14 protein-coding genes and 1 pseudogene are annotated in these 13,299 nt (G+C 74.8%); 5 read left to right on the plus strand and 10 right to left on the minus strand.

Annotation, left to right across the window (positions count from 1 at the left end; translation table 11 throughout):
* Positions 1-78: 78 nt before the first annotated feature.
* Entirely contained in the window at positions 79-885 is an 807-nt protein-coding gene (locus tag HD593_RS21555; RefSeq protein ID WP_185103933.1) for an NAD-dependent epimerase/dehydratase family protein, read from the minus strand.
* A 63-nt stretch (positions 886-948) separates the two neighbouring features.
* On the opposite strand from HD593_RS21555, the gene HD593_RS21560 reads away from it, so the two are divergent.
* Complete coding sequence (locus tag HD593_RS21560; protein ID WP_185103934.1) at positions 949-1,593, plus strand: class I SAM-dependent methyltransferase; 645 nt, start codon at positions 949-951, stop codon at positions 1,591-1,593.
* Here the strand turns inward: HD593_RS21560 and HD593_RS21565 are convergent.
* The 3 genes and pseudogenes from HD593_RS21565 to HD593_RS21575 all read right to left on the minus strand — a co-directional run bounded on the left by HD593_RS21565 (position 1,583) and on the right by HD593_RS21575 (position 4,042).
* A complete protein-coding gene (locus tag HD593_RS21565) occupies positions 1,583-2,011 on the minus strand; it encodes an FAD-dependent monooxygenase (protein WP_185103935.1) in 429 nt (142 codons plus the stop codon). The two genes, HD593_RS21560 and HD593_RS21565, sit on opposite strands and share 11 nt — an antisense overlap.
* A gap of 242 nt (positions 2,012-2,253) precedes the next feature.
* Positions 2,254-2,784, minus strand: a pseudogene (locus HD593_RS21570) (AfsR/SARP family transcriptional regulator); the annotation flags it as partial.
* Positions 2,738-4,042: an FAD-binding oxidoreductase gene (locus tag HD593_RS21575; protein WP_185103936.1), complete on the minus strand. Its 1,305-nt coding sequence runs from the start codon at positions 4,040-4,042 to the stop codon at positions 2,738-2,740. The gene HD593_RS21575 and the pseudogene HD593_RS21570, both read right to left, overlap by 47 nt.
* A 47-nt stretch (positions 4,043-4,089) precedes the next feature.
* Between HD593_RS21575 and pdxR the strand changes: the two genes are divergently transcribed.
* Positions 4,090-5,508: a MocR-like pyridoxine biosynthesis transcription factor PdxR gene (gene pdxR, locus HD593_RS21580; RefSeq protein WP_185103937.1), complete on the plus strand. Its 1,419-nt coding sequence runs from the start codon at positions 4,090-4,092 to the stop codon at positions 5,506-5,508.
* Between the two features lie 9 nt (positions 5,509-5,517).
* Here the strand turns inward: pdxR and HD593_RS63510 are convergent, their stop codons facing one another.
* Entirely contained in the window at positions 5,518-7,380 is a 1,863-nt protein-coding gene (locus tag HD593_RS63510; protein WP_185103938.1) for a protein kinase domain-containing protein, read from the minus strand.
* Between the two features lie 92 nt (positions 7,381-7,472).
* Positions 7,473-8,213, minus strand: coding sequence for an SDR family NAD(P)-dependent oxidoreductase (locus HD593_RS21590; RefSeq protein WP_185103939.1), 741 nt, complete (start codon positions 8,211-8,213; stop codon positions 7,473-7,475).
* Between the two features lie 112 nt (positions 8,214-8,325).
* Here HD593_RS21590 and HD593_RS21595 point away from each other — a divergent pair, with 112 nt between their 5' ends.
* Positions 8,326-8,970 (plus strand): TetR/AcrR family transcriptional regulator, encoded by a 645-nt coding sequence (locus HD593_RS21595; protein ID WP_185103940.1) that lies wholly within the window; start codon positions 8,326-8,328, stop codon positions 8,968-8,970.
* Position 8,971: 1 nt separating this feature from the next.
* Here HD593_RS21595 and HD593_RS21600 read toward each other — a convergent pair whose 3' ends face one another.
* From HD593_RS21600 to HD593_RS21610, 3 genes are all read right to left on the minus strand, one after another.
* Positions 8,972-9,394 (minus strand): hypothetical protein, encoded by a 423-nt coding sequence (locus HD593_RS21600; protein ID WP_185103941.1) that lies wholly within the window; start codon positions 9,392-9,394, stop codon positions 8,972-8,974.
* Positions 9,395-9,433: 39 nt separating this feature from the next.
* Positions 9,434-9,616 carry a hypothetical protein gene (locus HD593_RS21605; RefSeq protein WP_185103942.1) on the minus strand — a complete coding sequence of 61 codons (183 nt, stop codon included), beginning with the start codon at positions 9,614-9,616 and terminating at the stop codon, positions 9,434-9,436.
* 141 nt (positions 9,617-9,757) lie between these two features.
* A complete protein-coding gene (locus tag HD593_RS21610; RefSeq protein WP_185103943.1) occupies positions 9,758-10,420 on the minus strand; it encodes a class I SAM-dependent methyltransferase in 663 nt (220 codons plus the stop codon).
* Between the two features lie 89 nt (positions 10,421-10,509).
* Between HD593_RS21610 and HD593_RS21615 the strand changes: the two genes are divergently transcribed.
* Together HD593_RS21615 and HD593_RS21620 are read left to right on the plus strand one after the other, a co-directional pair.
* On the plus strand, positions 10,510-11,253 hold the full coding sequence (locus tag HD593_RS21615; protein ID WP_185103944.1) for an SDR family NAD(P)-dependent oxidoreductase: 744 nt from the start codon (positions 10,510-10,512) through the stop codon (positions 11,251-11,253).
* 43 nt (positions 11,254-11,296) lie between these two features.
* Complete coding sequence (locus tag HD593_RS21620; RefSeq protein ID WP_185103945.1) at positions 11,297-12,262, plus strand: RNA polymerase sigma-70 factor; 966 nt, start codon at positions 11,297-11,299, stop codon at positions 12,260-12,262.
* 114 nt (positions 12,263-12,376) lie between these two features.
* Here HD593_RS21620 and HD593_RS21625 read toward each other — a convergent pair whose 3' ends face one another.
* Positions 12,377-13,228, minus strand: a complete 852-nt coding sequence (locus tag HD593_RS21625) for a helix-turn-helix transcriptional regulator (protein ID WP_185103946.1) — start codon at positions 13,226-13,228, stop codon at positions 12,377-12,379.
* Positions 13,229-13,299 lie beyond the last annotated feature (71 nt).

Below are 13,299 nucleotides of genomic sequence, written 5' to 3' on the forward strand. Positions count from 1 at the left end.
GCCCACGATCAACAGGACGACGACAGGTTACGCCGCCGCCGGCCCGTGCTCGTGCGGGGGTGTGCCGTCACCGAAAGATCAGGACGAGCTCCCGCCCAGGGCGTGCCGCACGGTGTAGTAGGCGGTGGCGTAGTCGCCGCCCTGGAGCCGGTCGGCGGTGAAGAACTCGGCCGCGCCGGGGATGCGGCCGGCGTAGGCCTCCGCGTCGTCGAGGGGCTGGTAGCCGAGCCCGCCGTCGAGCTCCCAGAAGCGGCGGGTGTTGGCCGACACCGCGTACGCGGCCGTGAAGGTGACATCCGGCCGGGTCAGCGCGGCCCAGACGAACCCGGCGCAGTCGCGCGGGCTCAGCCAGGTGGCCAGGTGTCGCGGCTCGCTCGGCTCCGGCTCCAGGCTCCCGATGCGCAGGCACACCACCTGGAGGCCGAACTTGTCGGCGTACAGCCGCCCGAGTGCCTCCATGGCGACCTTGCTGACGCCGTAGACGCCGTCGGGCCTGGGCGGCAGGTCCGCCGAGACCGTCCGCGCGGCCGGGTAACAGCCGGTCAGCCGGTTGCTGCTGGCCAGCACCACGCGGCTGACTCCCGCGAGCCGCGCCGCCTCCAGCACGTGGTGCGTGCCCAGCACGTTGGCCTCCAGGAGGCCGGGCAGCGGCGCCTCGTCGGGCACCCCGGCCAGGTGCACGACCGCGTCGGCGCCCTCGACGATCGCTCGCACGTCGCCGGCGCCGCCCAGCTCGGCCTGGCGCACCTCCTCGCCCGGCCCCGCCGCGGTCAGCGGCGCCCGGTCGACCGAGATCAACCGGCGCAGCCGGCGCCGCAGCGGCTCCCGCAGCACGGAGCCGACACTCCCCGCCGCGCCCGTGAGTACGACCGTCTCCATCGTCATGCGCCGCAGTATGGCAGCGCCCACCGACATTCCCCGCCGCGAAGGGGACTAGGGTGTCGGCGCATGGACGCGGACAACTGGCTGGAGGACACCCGGACCTCCTACGACACGGTCGCCGTCAGCTACGCCGACCAGCTGCGCGGGGCGCTGGGCGAGCGCCCGTACCTGCGGGCGGCCCTGGCCCTGTTCGCGGACCTGGTCCGCGCCGCCGGTGGCGGGCAGGTGGCCGACGTGGGCTGCGGGCCCGGGCACGTCACCGCCCACCTGCACGAGCTGGGCCTCGACGCCTTCGGCCTCGACCTGTCGCCCGCGATGATCGGCGTGGCCCGGCGCGACCACCCGGGGCTGCGGTTCGAGGTGGGCTCGATGACCGAGCTCGACCTCCCCGACGACTCGGTCGCCGGCGTGCTCGCCTTCTGGTCGCTGATCCACGTCCCCGACGACGCCATCCCGGCCGTGCTCGGCCACTTCCGCAGGGTCCTGCGACCGGGCGGGACGCTGCTGGCCGGCTTCCACACCGGCGACGAGTCGGTCCTGAAGACCCAGGGGTACGGCGGCCATCCCATGCGGGTGCACGTCCACCGCCGCCGGCCGGAGACGATGGCGGCCTGGCTGCGCGAGGCCGGGTTCACCGTCGAGGCCCAGCTGCTGCTCGGCCTCGACGACCGCGCGCCGGGGGCGATCCTCTTCGCCCGCCTCACCTCTTGACCAGGCTCCCGTAATCGCGCAGAGAGATGTTCTCGGCGGTCTTGCGGGCCAGGCTCGTCATCAGGTTCTTGCCCGGCAGGTACGGCATGATCTTGTAGTAGCGGTTGAGGAACCCGGCCATGAACCGGCTGCCGGGCACCATGAACCCGGCGACACCGTCGCCCATCTTCACGCAGCCCGCCGCGTACTCCCGCATCTCCTCCTCGTACCGGGCGAAGGCGACACGGTGGCCGCCGCGGGCGGCGGCCAGCTCGCCCGCCAGCACGTACGCCCCCACCAGGGCGAGCCCGGTCCCCATGCCCGACAGGGACGAGGGGCTGTACGCGGCGTCACCCACCAGGGCGACGCGCCCGCGGGTCCAGGAATCCATGCGCACCTGGCCGACCGAGTCGAAGTAGAAGTCGGACGCGTGCCGCATCTCGCGCAGCAGGCGGTCGCTCTCCCAGCCGTTGCCCGTGAACTGCTCGGTGAGGATGGCCTGCTGCCGGGCCGCGTCGCGGCGGTCGAGGTCCAGCAGCGGTGAGGCGAAGTAGAAGGTGGCCCTGGCCTCGGTATTGCCGTGGGCGCTGTAGAGGGCGCCGGCTCGGGTGGGGGCGGGTGGTGGTCGGGGAGGCGTAGTTCCGCCTCGATGCGATCTTCCAGTGCGGCGAGCCGCAGCTCGTCCAGCCGTATGGCGGCGGCCCGGGCCGTCTCGCTCTCGGGCAGCTCGCCCAGCGCCGGTCCGCGCCACAGCCCGAGCGCCGCCCGCAGCAGCGCCACCGCCCGCCGGGCATCGCCCTCGCCCAGCGCGGCCCGCCCCTCGGCGGCGAGGCGTGAGAACCGGAAGGCGTCCACGTCGTCGTCATCGGCCATGAGCCGGTACCCGCTGCCGGCCCGCTCGATCACCACCGCCGGCCCCAGGGCCGCGCGCAGCCGGGACACCTGCGACTGCAGCGCGTGCGCCGACGGTACCCCGTCCGGCCCGATCCCCCCGGCCAGCCGGTCGGCGGGCACGACCTCGCCGGGCCGGAGCAGCAGCAGCGCGAGCAGCGCGCGGCGGGCCGGCCCGCCCAGCGGCACCTCGGCCCCGTCGTCCCGCCACGCCCTGGTCTCACCGAGGATCCCGAACCGCATGCCGGTGATTATCCCCCGGCTCGCCGGGCCCTCAGCCGCCCACGGGGAAGTTCGAGCGGAAGACGTTGTGCGGGTCATGGCGCTGCTTGACGGCGCGCAGCCGGGCCAGGGCGGCGGGGCCGAACGCGTCGGCCGCCGTCTCGGCGGGGTTGAGGAAGGTGAACGGCTTGCGCCCGCTGACCGGAAGGGACTCGGCGAGCCCGCGCTGCCTGGCGGCGACGGCCTCGGCGGTGCGCGGGTCGGCGGGGATACCGAACAGGTAGAGCGCGTACGGCTCGGTCAGCGGCCCGTGCGGGGTGTCGGACGGCCGGGCGAACGCGCCGCCCAGGTGCCGGACCTGGACGCTGAGCAGCGGCGCGATCGGATCGGCGAGCAGGGTCTTGGCCGCCGCGTCGTCCAGCCCGGTCAGCAGCTCGGCACGCGAGAGGCCGGGGGAGGGGCCGGTGGGCTCGGCGGTGATGCCGCCCAGCTCGGAGACCGCCATGACCCGCCTGCTGTCGGAGATCGGCCGGGCCAGGCGGTCCAGCGGGGCCAGCAAATCCTGGGCCGCGTCCTCGCCGCCGAGGTACGTGGCGTCCACGGCGACCATGGGGTCCGCGCCGGGGAAGTGCAGCAGGTCCAGCCAGACCGTCAGCTCCTCCGGCGCGGCGGCGGTGATCTGCCGGAAGGCGTCCATGACCGCGGGCGCGTGCTCCGCCTGCCACAGGACCCGGCCGCCGAACAGGCGCGGCGCGGGATGCAGGGCCAGCTCCAGCGCGGTGACCACGGCGAAGTCGCCGCTTCCGCCGCGCAGCGCCCAGAACAGGTCGGGGTCGGAGCCCGCGGTGACGTGCCGCTCCCGCCCTTCCGCGTCCACCACGTCGAACGCGGTGACCGCGTCCGCCACCCAGCCGTGGGCGCGGCCGAACCAGCTCAGCCCGCCACCGAGCGCCACCCCCGCCACGCTGACCACCGGCGAGCTGCCGGGCAGCCCGGTCAATCCGTACGCGGCGGCGGCCGCCTGCAGGCGCCCGGACGGCACGCCCGCGCCGACCCTGGCCCGGCGGGCCGCCGCATCGATCTCCACGGTGTCCAACCGGCCGGTACGCAGCAGGATCGTGCCTGCGGCGCGGCCGGAGGCGCCGTGCCCGTTCGGCTGGACGGCGACGCCCAGGCCGGCCGAGCGGGCGTGGCGGACGAGCGCGGCCACGTCGCCGGCGTCGGCGGCCTCGACCACGGCCGCGACGGGCTGCTCGACGGCCAGGTTCCAGGGGCGGCGGGCGGTGTCGAAGCCGGCGTCGCCCGGCAGCAGGACCTGGCCGCGAACGGCGGAGCGCAAGGTGTTCATCACGTTCATGGACCCAACGCTATGGCTGGAAAAAGCCGGATATAGGGTGCATTTCCGTGGCGGATTCGTGGGTCAATCTGGCGGAGCGGCTCGGCAGCGACCTGCACCTGGAGCTGGCGGGTCCCGGCGGCAGGCGCGCCGTGCTCACCCGCGCGCTGCGCGAGGCCGTACGGGAGGGGCGGCTGGCCCCCGGCACCCGGCTGCCGCCCTACCGCTCCCTCGCCGCGGACCTCGGCCTGGCCCGCAACACCGTCGCCGACGCCTACGCGGACCTGGTCGCCGAGGGCTGGCTGGTCGCCAGGCAGGGCTCCGGCACCCGGGTGGCGTCCCGGGCCGAGCCGGTCCGGCAGCCGCGCGTACCCAGGAGGAACCCTGCGCGCCCGGCCCCGCCGGCCCACGACCTCAGGCAGGGGCAGCCCGACGCCTCCTCCTTCCCCCGCGCGGCCTGGCTGGCCGCCGCCCGCCGCGCGCTGAACGCCGCGCCCGGCGAGGCCTTCGGCCCCGGCGACCCGCAGGGCCGCCCCGAGCTGCGCCGGGCGCTGGCCGAGTACCTTTCGCGGGCCCGCGGCGTGCGCACCACGCCGGACCGGATCGTGATCTGCTCCGGCTTCGCGCACGCGCTGCGGCTGCTCTTCGGCGGGCGGGTGCTGCGCGGCCCCCTGGCCGTGGAGTCGTACGGGCTCGCCTTCCACCGCTCCGTCCTGGCGGCGGCCTCCGTCCGCACGGTCCCCCTCACGCTGGACGAGCACGGCGCCCGCACGAGCGAGCTGACCGGCCTCCACGGGGTCCGGGCGGCGCTGCTCACCCCGGCACACCAGTTTCCGACCGGCGGGCCCCTGCACCCGGAGCGGCGCGTCGCCGCGGTGGACTGGGCACGCTCCCGCGGCGGCCTGATCCTGGAGGACGACTACGACGGCGAGTTCCGCTACGACCGCGAGCCGGTCGGCGCGGTCCAGGGCCTCGATCCCGAGCGGGTCGTCTACCTCGGCTCGACCAGCAAGAGCATCTCACCGGGGCTGCGGCTCGGCTGGATGGTGCTGCCCGAGGGCCTGCTGGGGCCCGTGCTGGCGGCCAAGGGGGAGCGGGAGGCCTGGGCGAGCGTGACGGATCAGCTCACGCTCGCCGAGTTCATCGGCTCGGGCCACTACGACAGGCATGTCCGCCGCATGCGCCAGCGCTACCGCGCCCGCCGCGACCGCCTGGTCGCCACCCTGGCCGCCCGGGCGCCGCACATCGAGACGACCGGCATCGCCGCCGGGCTGCACGCCGTGCTGCACCTGCCGCCGGGGACCGAGCGGCCGGCCGTCGAGGCCGCGGCCCGGCAGTCGATCGCCCTGGACGGCCTCGCCGGCTACCGCCACCCGGCCGCCGTCATGCCCGCCCACGACGGGCTGGTCGTCGGCTACGCCACCCCGCCCGACCACGGGTACGGGCCCGCGCTCGACGCCCTGTGCCGCATCCTGCCTCCCGCCTGAGCGCGGAGGTCACCACAGGACCCAGGGGCTCTCGGCGCCGCCGCCCCAGGTCGAACCGCCCGTCACCCGCCACCGCTGGCGGACGTCCGTCTTGGCGCCGGTCCGCGGGGCCGTCATCGTGAACGGCCCGCACACCGCGACGCCGCCCGCGCCCGGCGGGGCGACGCCGGTGCAGATGAACGGCTGGGAGCGGTTCGTGTCGGCGTCGGTGTCGTAGAGCTGCACGTGGACGTCGGACCGTACGGAGGCGGATCCTCTGATCTGGCCCTTGAGGTGGATGGTGTCGCCGACCACGGCCATGCAGGGCGACATCTCGACGCCGCTGCCCGTGGCGAGCCAGCTGCGGCAGCGCCACACCGGCGCCGCCGGCTCCTCGGAGGGCGGCTCCCCGCCGTCGTCCGGCACTTCCACCGTGGGGGACGACTTCGCCGGCTTGGGCGTGCGGACCCGGCGCGTGGGCGGGGCGGTCGAGGCCGGAGGGGTGGACGGGGCCGGGACGACGGTCTTCGGCTTGTCCTGCGGCTTGTCGAGCAGCTCGAGGTCCTTCGGCGACGGGGTGTCGATGGGCGGGGTGGGGGTCACGACCGGCGGGTCCGCCGCCTGACCGGCAGGTGGCGTCGAGGCGGCGGCAACGGGTGCCGGGTCCGCGTCCGGTGCCCGCCACGGGGCGATGACCGCCACCGCGGCGCCGGACAGGGCCAGCGCCGCGGTGACGGCCGCGGCGATGACCAGGCGCTGCCGCGACCGGCCGCGCCTGGCCGAGGTCTGCGTGTCGTCGCCATCGGACGGAACCGCGCCCGCCCCCTGCGCCCGGCCGGGCGGCGGCGCGGCGGGGTGCGGCGGGGTGGGGTGCGACAGCGGGGTGGGGTGCGACAGCGGGGCGGGGTGCGACAACTGGGCGGGGTGTGACGGCGGGGCGGGCGAGGGCGGGGTGGGTGAGGGTGAGGCGGGCGGCGGCGGGGCCGGGGCCGGGTGGCTTACGGCGGGTAGGGGCTCAGAGGTGGCGGAGACGGCTTCGGCCCGGGGGACCGGCGGCAGGGCCGGCAGGCCGGCCAGCGACGGCGCCGCCTCCTTCAGCGCCGCCGCCACCGCGTGGGCGCCGGGACGTACGGCCGGGTCCTTGGCGGCGCAGGCCGCGAGGAGCGCCCACAAGGAGTCCGGCATGCCGGGGAGCCGGCGGGGCGAGGCGGTGGCGTGCTGGCGGAGCAGCGCCATCGGGTGGTCGCCGACGAACGGGGGCCGCCCGGCGAGCAGCTCGTAGATGATCAGGCCGAGGGCGTACACGTCCACGGGCGCGCCCGCGGCGGCGCCGTCGGCCACCTCGGGGGCCAGGTAGGCGGGGGTGCCGATGACAGCGCTGGTCTGGGTGAGGCCCGGGCCGTGGACGATGCGCGCCACCCCGAAGTCCGTCAGCCGTGCCTGGCCCGTGACCCCGTCGAGCAGGACGTTGCCCGGCTTGACGTCCCGGTGCACGACGCCGACCGCGTGGGCGACCGCCAGCGCCTCGGCGACCTGGGCCGCCAGCCGGGCCGCTTCCCCGGGAGGCAGCGTGCCGCGCTGCCGGAGCAGGCCGCGCAGGTCCCCGCCCTCGACGAGGTCCATGACGAGGGCGAGGCGATCTCCCTCGATGACGAAGTCGCGGACCGTGACGATGTGGGGGTGGCGCAGGCTGCGCATCACGTTGCGCTCCTGCACGAACCGCAGGACCAGGTCGGGATCCCCGGCCAGGCCGTCGCGCAGCAGCTTGACCGCCACGATCTCCCCGGTGTCGCGTTGCCGCGCCCGCCAGACCGTCCCCATCGCGCCGCCGCCGATCTCCTCCAGCAGCACGTACCGGCTGCCCAGAGCCGCCTCGGACTCGCCCTGAGCCATCAGTGATGATCCCCCTCCGCTAGGTGGAGATCAACAATAGTCAGGACGGCCGGGCAGCAGGAAGGTCACGGGTGGCGAGCCGGCCGTCCCGTTCAGGCGCGGGTCTGGTCCGTGGGGCGGATGAGGAGCTCGTTGACCGCGACGTGCTCCGGCTGGGTGGCCGCGTACAGGACGGCGGCGGCGATGTCCTCGGGCCGCAGGGTGCGCATGGACTCGGCCAGCTCCCGTGCGGCGGCCCGCATCGTGGGATCGGTGATGTGAGTCGTCAATTCGGTGGCGACGAAGCCGGGCTCGACGACCACGACGCGCACGCCCTGCGCGGTCACCTCCTGCCGCAGGGACTCGGAGAAGGCGTTGATGCCGAACTTCGTCGCGGCGTAGACGCCGCTGTAGGCGGAGGCGGTCCGGCCCGAGGTCGAGGAGACCTGCACGACGATGCCCCTGCGCTCCAGCAGGTGCGGCAGGGCCGCGTGGACCGCGTACATCGAGCCGAGCAGGTTGGTCTCCACCATGCGCGTCCACTGCGTGGTGTCCGCGCCCGCGATCGGGCCGTTGAGCATCACCCCGGCGTTGTTCACCAGGATGTCCAGGGCGCCGAAGCGCTCGACGGTCTGCGCGACGGCGGCCCGTACCGACTCCTGGTCGGTCACGTCCAGCTCCAGGGGGAGCAGCTCGCCGGGCGCCTGGTCCGCCAGGAGCTTCAGCCGGTCGGCGCGCCGGCCGCCGGCCGCGACGCGGGCTCCGGCCGCCGACAGCGCCAGCGCGGTGGCCTCGCCGATGCCCGAGGACGCTCCGGTGACGAGGGCGACCTTGCCGTTCAACGTGGTGTTCATGAGGGTGCTTCTTCCCATCTGGTAAGCGGACCGGTTGGTCACCTTTTCACGGTAACGCATGAAACGGACCGGTCGGTCACCTTGGGGTAAGCTGGTAGCGGAAGGGAGGCTCATGGCTGGGACCACGCCCGCCGCCTCGTCACGCAGCGACGCGGTGCGCAACCGCCGGCTGCTGCTGGACGCCGCGGCGCAGATGTTCGCCGAGCGCGGCGTCGAGGTGTCCATCGGTGAGATCGCGCAGCGGGCCGGGGTGGGGAAGGGCACGGTCTTCCGGCACTTCTCCTCCAAGGACGAGCTGCTGGCGGCGATCATGCTCGGCCTGCTCGGCGAGCTCACCGACACCGGCGGCGAACTGCTCACGGCCGACGACGCCGGATCGGCGCTGCGCCGGTTCATGACCGCCTGCGTGGAGACCTTCGTCAGGGACCGGGCGTTCTGCGAGACCGTCGGGCGCCCGTCCCTGCAGCACGCGGGGGTGCGGGAGGCCATCCGGCGCCTCTGCGAGGTCGCCGAAGCGCTCACCGACCGCGCCCGCCGGGAGGGCGCCGTCCGTCCCGGCATCACCGGCATCGACGTCGTCCTGCTGGTGAGCGGCATCCAGCACACGGCCGAGCCGCTGCTCGCCGCCGAGCCCGAGGCGTGGCGGCGCTACCTGGAGCTGGCCATCGACGGCATCACCACCGACACGGGCCGGGCACTCCCGCACCCGCCTCCGAGCCACCTGCCGCTGGCCGGGGACACCGGAGGTGCCGCCTGACTCAGCGCCTGCCCTGCCAGGAGTAGAAGGAGCCGTGCAGGTGCTCGAACCGGTGGTCGACGGGGTCCGCCGACCACTCCGCGCCCTCCAGGATCCGGCCCGGATCGCCCTGCGGGCTCCAGGCGTAGCCGTACGGGCTGTGCAGGGACTCGCCCTGCTGGAAGACGACCACCCCGTGCTCGCGGCGAACCTGCTCGAACTCCAACCCGCCGATGGTCCGGGGACCGAGCCGCTCGCCCTCCTGCACCGTGCGGGCGTACGTCTCCAGCTCCGCGGCCGAGCGGATGAGCCGCTGGTCGCCGGTGTCGCGGAAGGCCACGATCGCCACGACCACGCCGGCCGCGAGGGCGAGCACGCCGAGGAACGCCGTCACTCTCGCACCGGTACCGCTGATCGCCATCGAGGGCCTCCGGCTCGTCGTCATCACGGACGATCATACGCGAGCATGACGGTGTCAAACCGGTCACAACAGCGGTCTCATTGCGCGGGCCGCGTGCTCGTTGGCCAGTTCCTCCGCCACCTGGTCGCCGCCCGCGTTCCGCCACTGGGCGACGATGTCCTTCCACGCCGACAGCGGCTTGCGGCCGAAGACGACGGCGGCACTGCCGTCCCCCATGATCGGGTTGAGCTGCGCGCCCTTGCTCACCGAGGTGGCCGAGCGCAGGCCGTTGCCCGGGTTGGGGATGCTCCTGGGCAGGGTCGATCAGGCCCTTAAGTTGCGTCCATGTGGGAAGCGTTTCCATCCCTGCCCGCCGTGAGGGCCGGCCCAAGCGGGCGGATGACTCCGTTACCGGCGGAACGCCCTGATCGCCAGCACGGACGGGATGGGCTGCTCGCGCGGCTCGGACACGTGATCGATGCTCAGCCCGGCGCCGACGAACGCGTTGATCAGGCCGGGCAGCGGCACGTGGCTCATGCCGAGCCGCTCCCGGATCCCGCCCACGCGCCACCACGGCGCGTGCTCGTGCCTGCCCGCCGTCCGGTACGAAGGATGGACGATCAGCGCGCCGTCCTGCCGGTTCTCCACGTGCGGGCCGTTGAAGCACGGGTGCACGCCGTAGAACAGCAGCAGGCCGCCTGGGACCAGGACCCGGGCCGCCTCCCTCAGCGCCCCGGCGAAGTCGTCGACGTCGGTCGAGATCCACAGCGCGGTGACGGTGCCGAAGGTGCCCGCGGCGAACGGCAGCGCCGTCGCGTCGCCCTGCAGCAGCGGCGCGCGATCCCGGCGCCGGGCGAGCCGCAGCTGGTCGGCCGAGCGGTCGAGGCCGATGACGGTGCGGCCGGTGGACCGGATCGCGTCAAGATACTGGCCGGTGCCGCAGCCGAGGTCCAGGCAGCGGCCCGCGCCGGGGCCGAGCAGTTCGACGACGCGGGCGAGGTTGGCGGCGGCGCCGTCCGCGTTCATGTCGTCGTACCACTCGGCCTGCCCGTCATAGCGTGCGGTGGTCATGATCCATTCATACCGGTGAACAGCGTCGATGGCTGTGGCGTCGCTCACACCGTGTCACAGCCCGGGGGAGTGTTCCGTCTTCAGAGGGCATGACGAACACGGAACGCACCTCGGTGCTGATCACCGGCGGCAACAAGGGCCTCGGCCTCGAAGCGGCCCGGCGGCTCGGCGAGCTGGGCTGGACGATCTTCCTCGGCTCGCGGGACGAGGACCGCGGGCGGGCGGCCGCGGGCAAGCTGGCCGCCGGCGGCGCGAACGTGGTCCTGGTCCCGCTCGACGTGACCTCGGACGAGTCGGTCGCCGCCGCGGAACGGCTCGTCCGCGAGCACACCGACCGGCTGGACGTGCTGATCAACAACGCCGGCGCGCCGGGAAGGGGCATCCCGCCCGCGCAGGCGACGGCCGCGGAGATCCACGCGGTCTACGACACCAACGTGTACGGGCCGGTCAGGGTCACGCACGCCTTCCTGCCGCTGCTGCGGGCCTCGGAGCATCCGAGGGTCGTGATGGTGTCCAGCGCCGGCGGCGCCTTCTCCGTCGTGACCGATCCCGGGCAGCCCGTCTCGAAGCTGCACGAACTCGCCTACAGCTCCTCGAAGGCGGCGCTGAACATGATCACCGTCCGGTACGCCCAGGCGCTCCCGGACATCAAGTTCAACCTCGCCACCCCCGGCGAGGTCGCCAACCGCAAGTTCGCCGCCACCGACATGAACCACCACACCGGCGAGCTGACGGTCACCGAGGGCACCGACTCGATCGTCAGGCTCGCGACCCTCGGCCCCGACGGGCCGACCGGGATCTTCGTCGACCGCCTCGGCCCCGTCGCCTGGTGACCGGCGAGGGCCCGAGCCGGCTCCGATACGCTGGCGCCCTCCGATGAGCAGGCGAGCCGAGGAGTGGGAACTGGTGTCCGGGGCGGCGGACGAGACGGGCGCGAACGCGTACCGGCCGCTGCTGTTCTCCATCGCGTACGGCATGACGGGCTCCGTGGGCGACGCCGAGGACCTCGTGCAGGACGCGTTCCTCGGCCTGGCCAGGGCGCGCCGGGCCGGCACCGTGATCGCCGACCGGAAGGCGTACCTGACGACGGCGGTGACGCGGCTGGGCATCGACCACCTGAGGTCGGCGCGGGTGCGGCGGGAGACGTACGTGGGGGACTGGCTGCCCGAGCCGGTCGTCTCGGCCGGCTCGGGCGGGCCTGGGCCGGCCGAGCACGCCGAGCTGGCCGACTCGCTGTCGATGGCGTTCCTCGTGCTGCTGGAGTCCCTGTCGCCGGTCGAGCGGGCGGTGTTCGTGCTGCGCGAGGTGTTCGGGTACGGCTACCCGGACGTGGCGCGCATCACCGGCAAGACGGAGGTGAACTGCCGGCAGATCTTCGCCCGCGCCAGGCAGCGCGTCACCGCCGGCGGGCGGGCGGACACCGGCCCGCCGCCCCCGGCGCGGCGGGCCCGCGGTGAGGAGCTGGCCCGCAGGTTCTTCGACGCGGCCGCGGGCGGGGACCTGGACGCGCTGCTCGGCATGCTCGCGCCCGACGTCGTCCTGCACGGGGACGGCGGGGGCAAGGCGCAGGCGATCGCGAGGCCGGCGACCGGCGCGGATCGCGTCGCGAAGCTGCTCGTCGCCGGGCTCCGCCGCGTCGGCCGGCTCGGCGTCTCCTACCGGCCGGCCATGGTCAACGGCCGGCCGGGCGCCGTCATGTACGACGCGGAGGGCCGCGTGGCCGGTGTGGTCGGGCTCGACCTCGACGGCGGCGTCATCAGGGCGATCCACTCGGTGGTCAACCCCGACAAGCTCCGCCATCTCGGCCCGGTGTCCGAGGTGGCCCTCCTGCCGCAGCGCTGACCCGGCGCGAGCCCACGGTTCGGATCGGGCGCCTGCCGGAGAGCCGGCCCGGCGCGGGGGCGCGGCTCCGACCCGCGCGCCTGACGGTGAGCCGGTCAGTGCCGGGGCGGTGGCTCAGGTCGGGACGTCCATGCGCTGCGTGCCGACGACCGACAGCAGGCGCAGCGCCTGCTCGGACGGCGAGCCGGGTGCGGCGGTGTAGATGACGACCTGCTGGTCCCGGTCGGTGATGTCGAGCACGTCGCAGTTGACGGTGACGGGGCCGACCAGCGGATGCTGGAAGGTCTTGGTCATGACGGGCTCCGTGGCCACGTCGTGCGAGTCCCACAGCCGGGCGAACTCCGCGCTGCCCTCGTGCAGCTCGCGCACCAGCGCGGCCACCTCGGGATCGCCGGGGTAGCGGGCGGCGGTGGCGCGCAGGCGGCCGGTCGACATGCGGGCGAACTCCTCGACGTCCGACACCCCGTACAACCGCCGTCCCTGCGGGTGCGGCCCGAGGAAGGCCCGGCGCACCAGGTTCCGCTCGCGCCGCGGCAGGGCGGAGAAGTCCTCCATCAGCGCCGCCGCCAGGTCGTTCCAGGCGATCACCTCGATCGTCGCGGACGTCACGATCGCGGCGGCCTGCGGCAGCCGCCGCAGCAGGTCGAGGATGCTCTGGCGGACCTCGCGCGAGGGCCCGGGCGCCGGGGCCGGCGGCGCGCCGGCCAGGTGGTGGAGGTGGTCGCGCTCGGCGTCCGACAGGCGGAGGGCCCGGGCCAGCCCGGCCAGCACCTCGTGCGACGGGCGCGGCCCGCGGGCCTGCTCCAGCCGCGTGTAGTACTCGGTCGAGATGTAGGCCAGCTGCGCCGCCTCCTCGCGGCGCAACCCCGGCGTACGGCGGCGCGGCCCGGCAGGCAGCCCCACGTCGGCGGGGGTGATCCGCTCGCGCCTGCTGCGCAGGAAGGCCGCCAGTTCTCGTCTGTCCATACCCCCAGCCTGCCCCGAGTCCGGGCATGCCAGGCATGTACTGCTGATACCTGGATGAGCCGCGGGCGCTG

The sequence above is a fragment of the Nonomuraea rubra genome, from assembly GCF_014207985.1.
Lineage (GTDB): Bacteria > Actinomycetota > Actinomycetes > Streptosporangiales > Streptosporangiaceae > Nonomuraea > Nonomuraea rubra.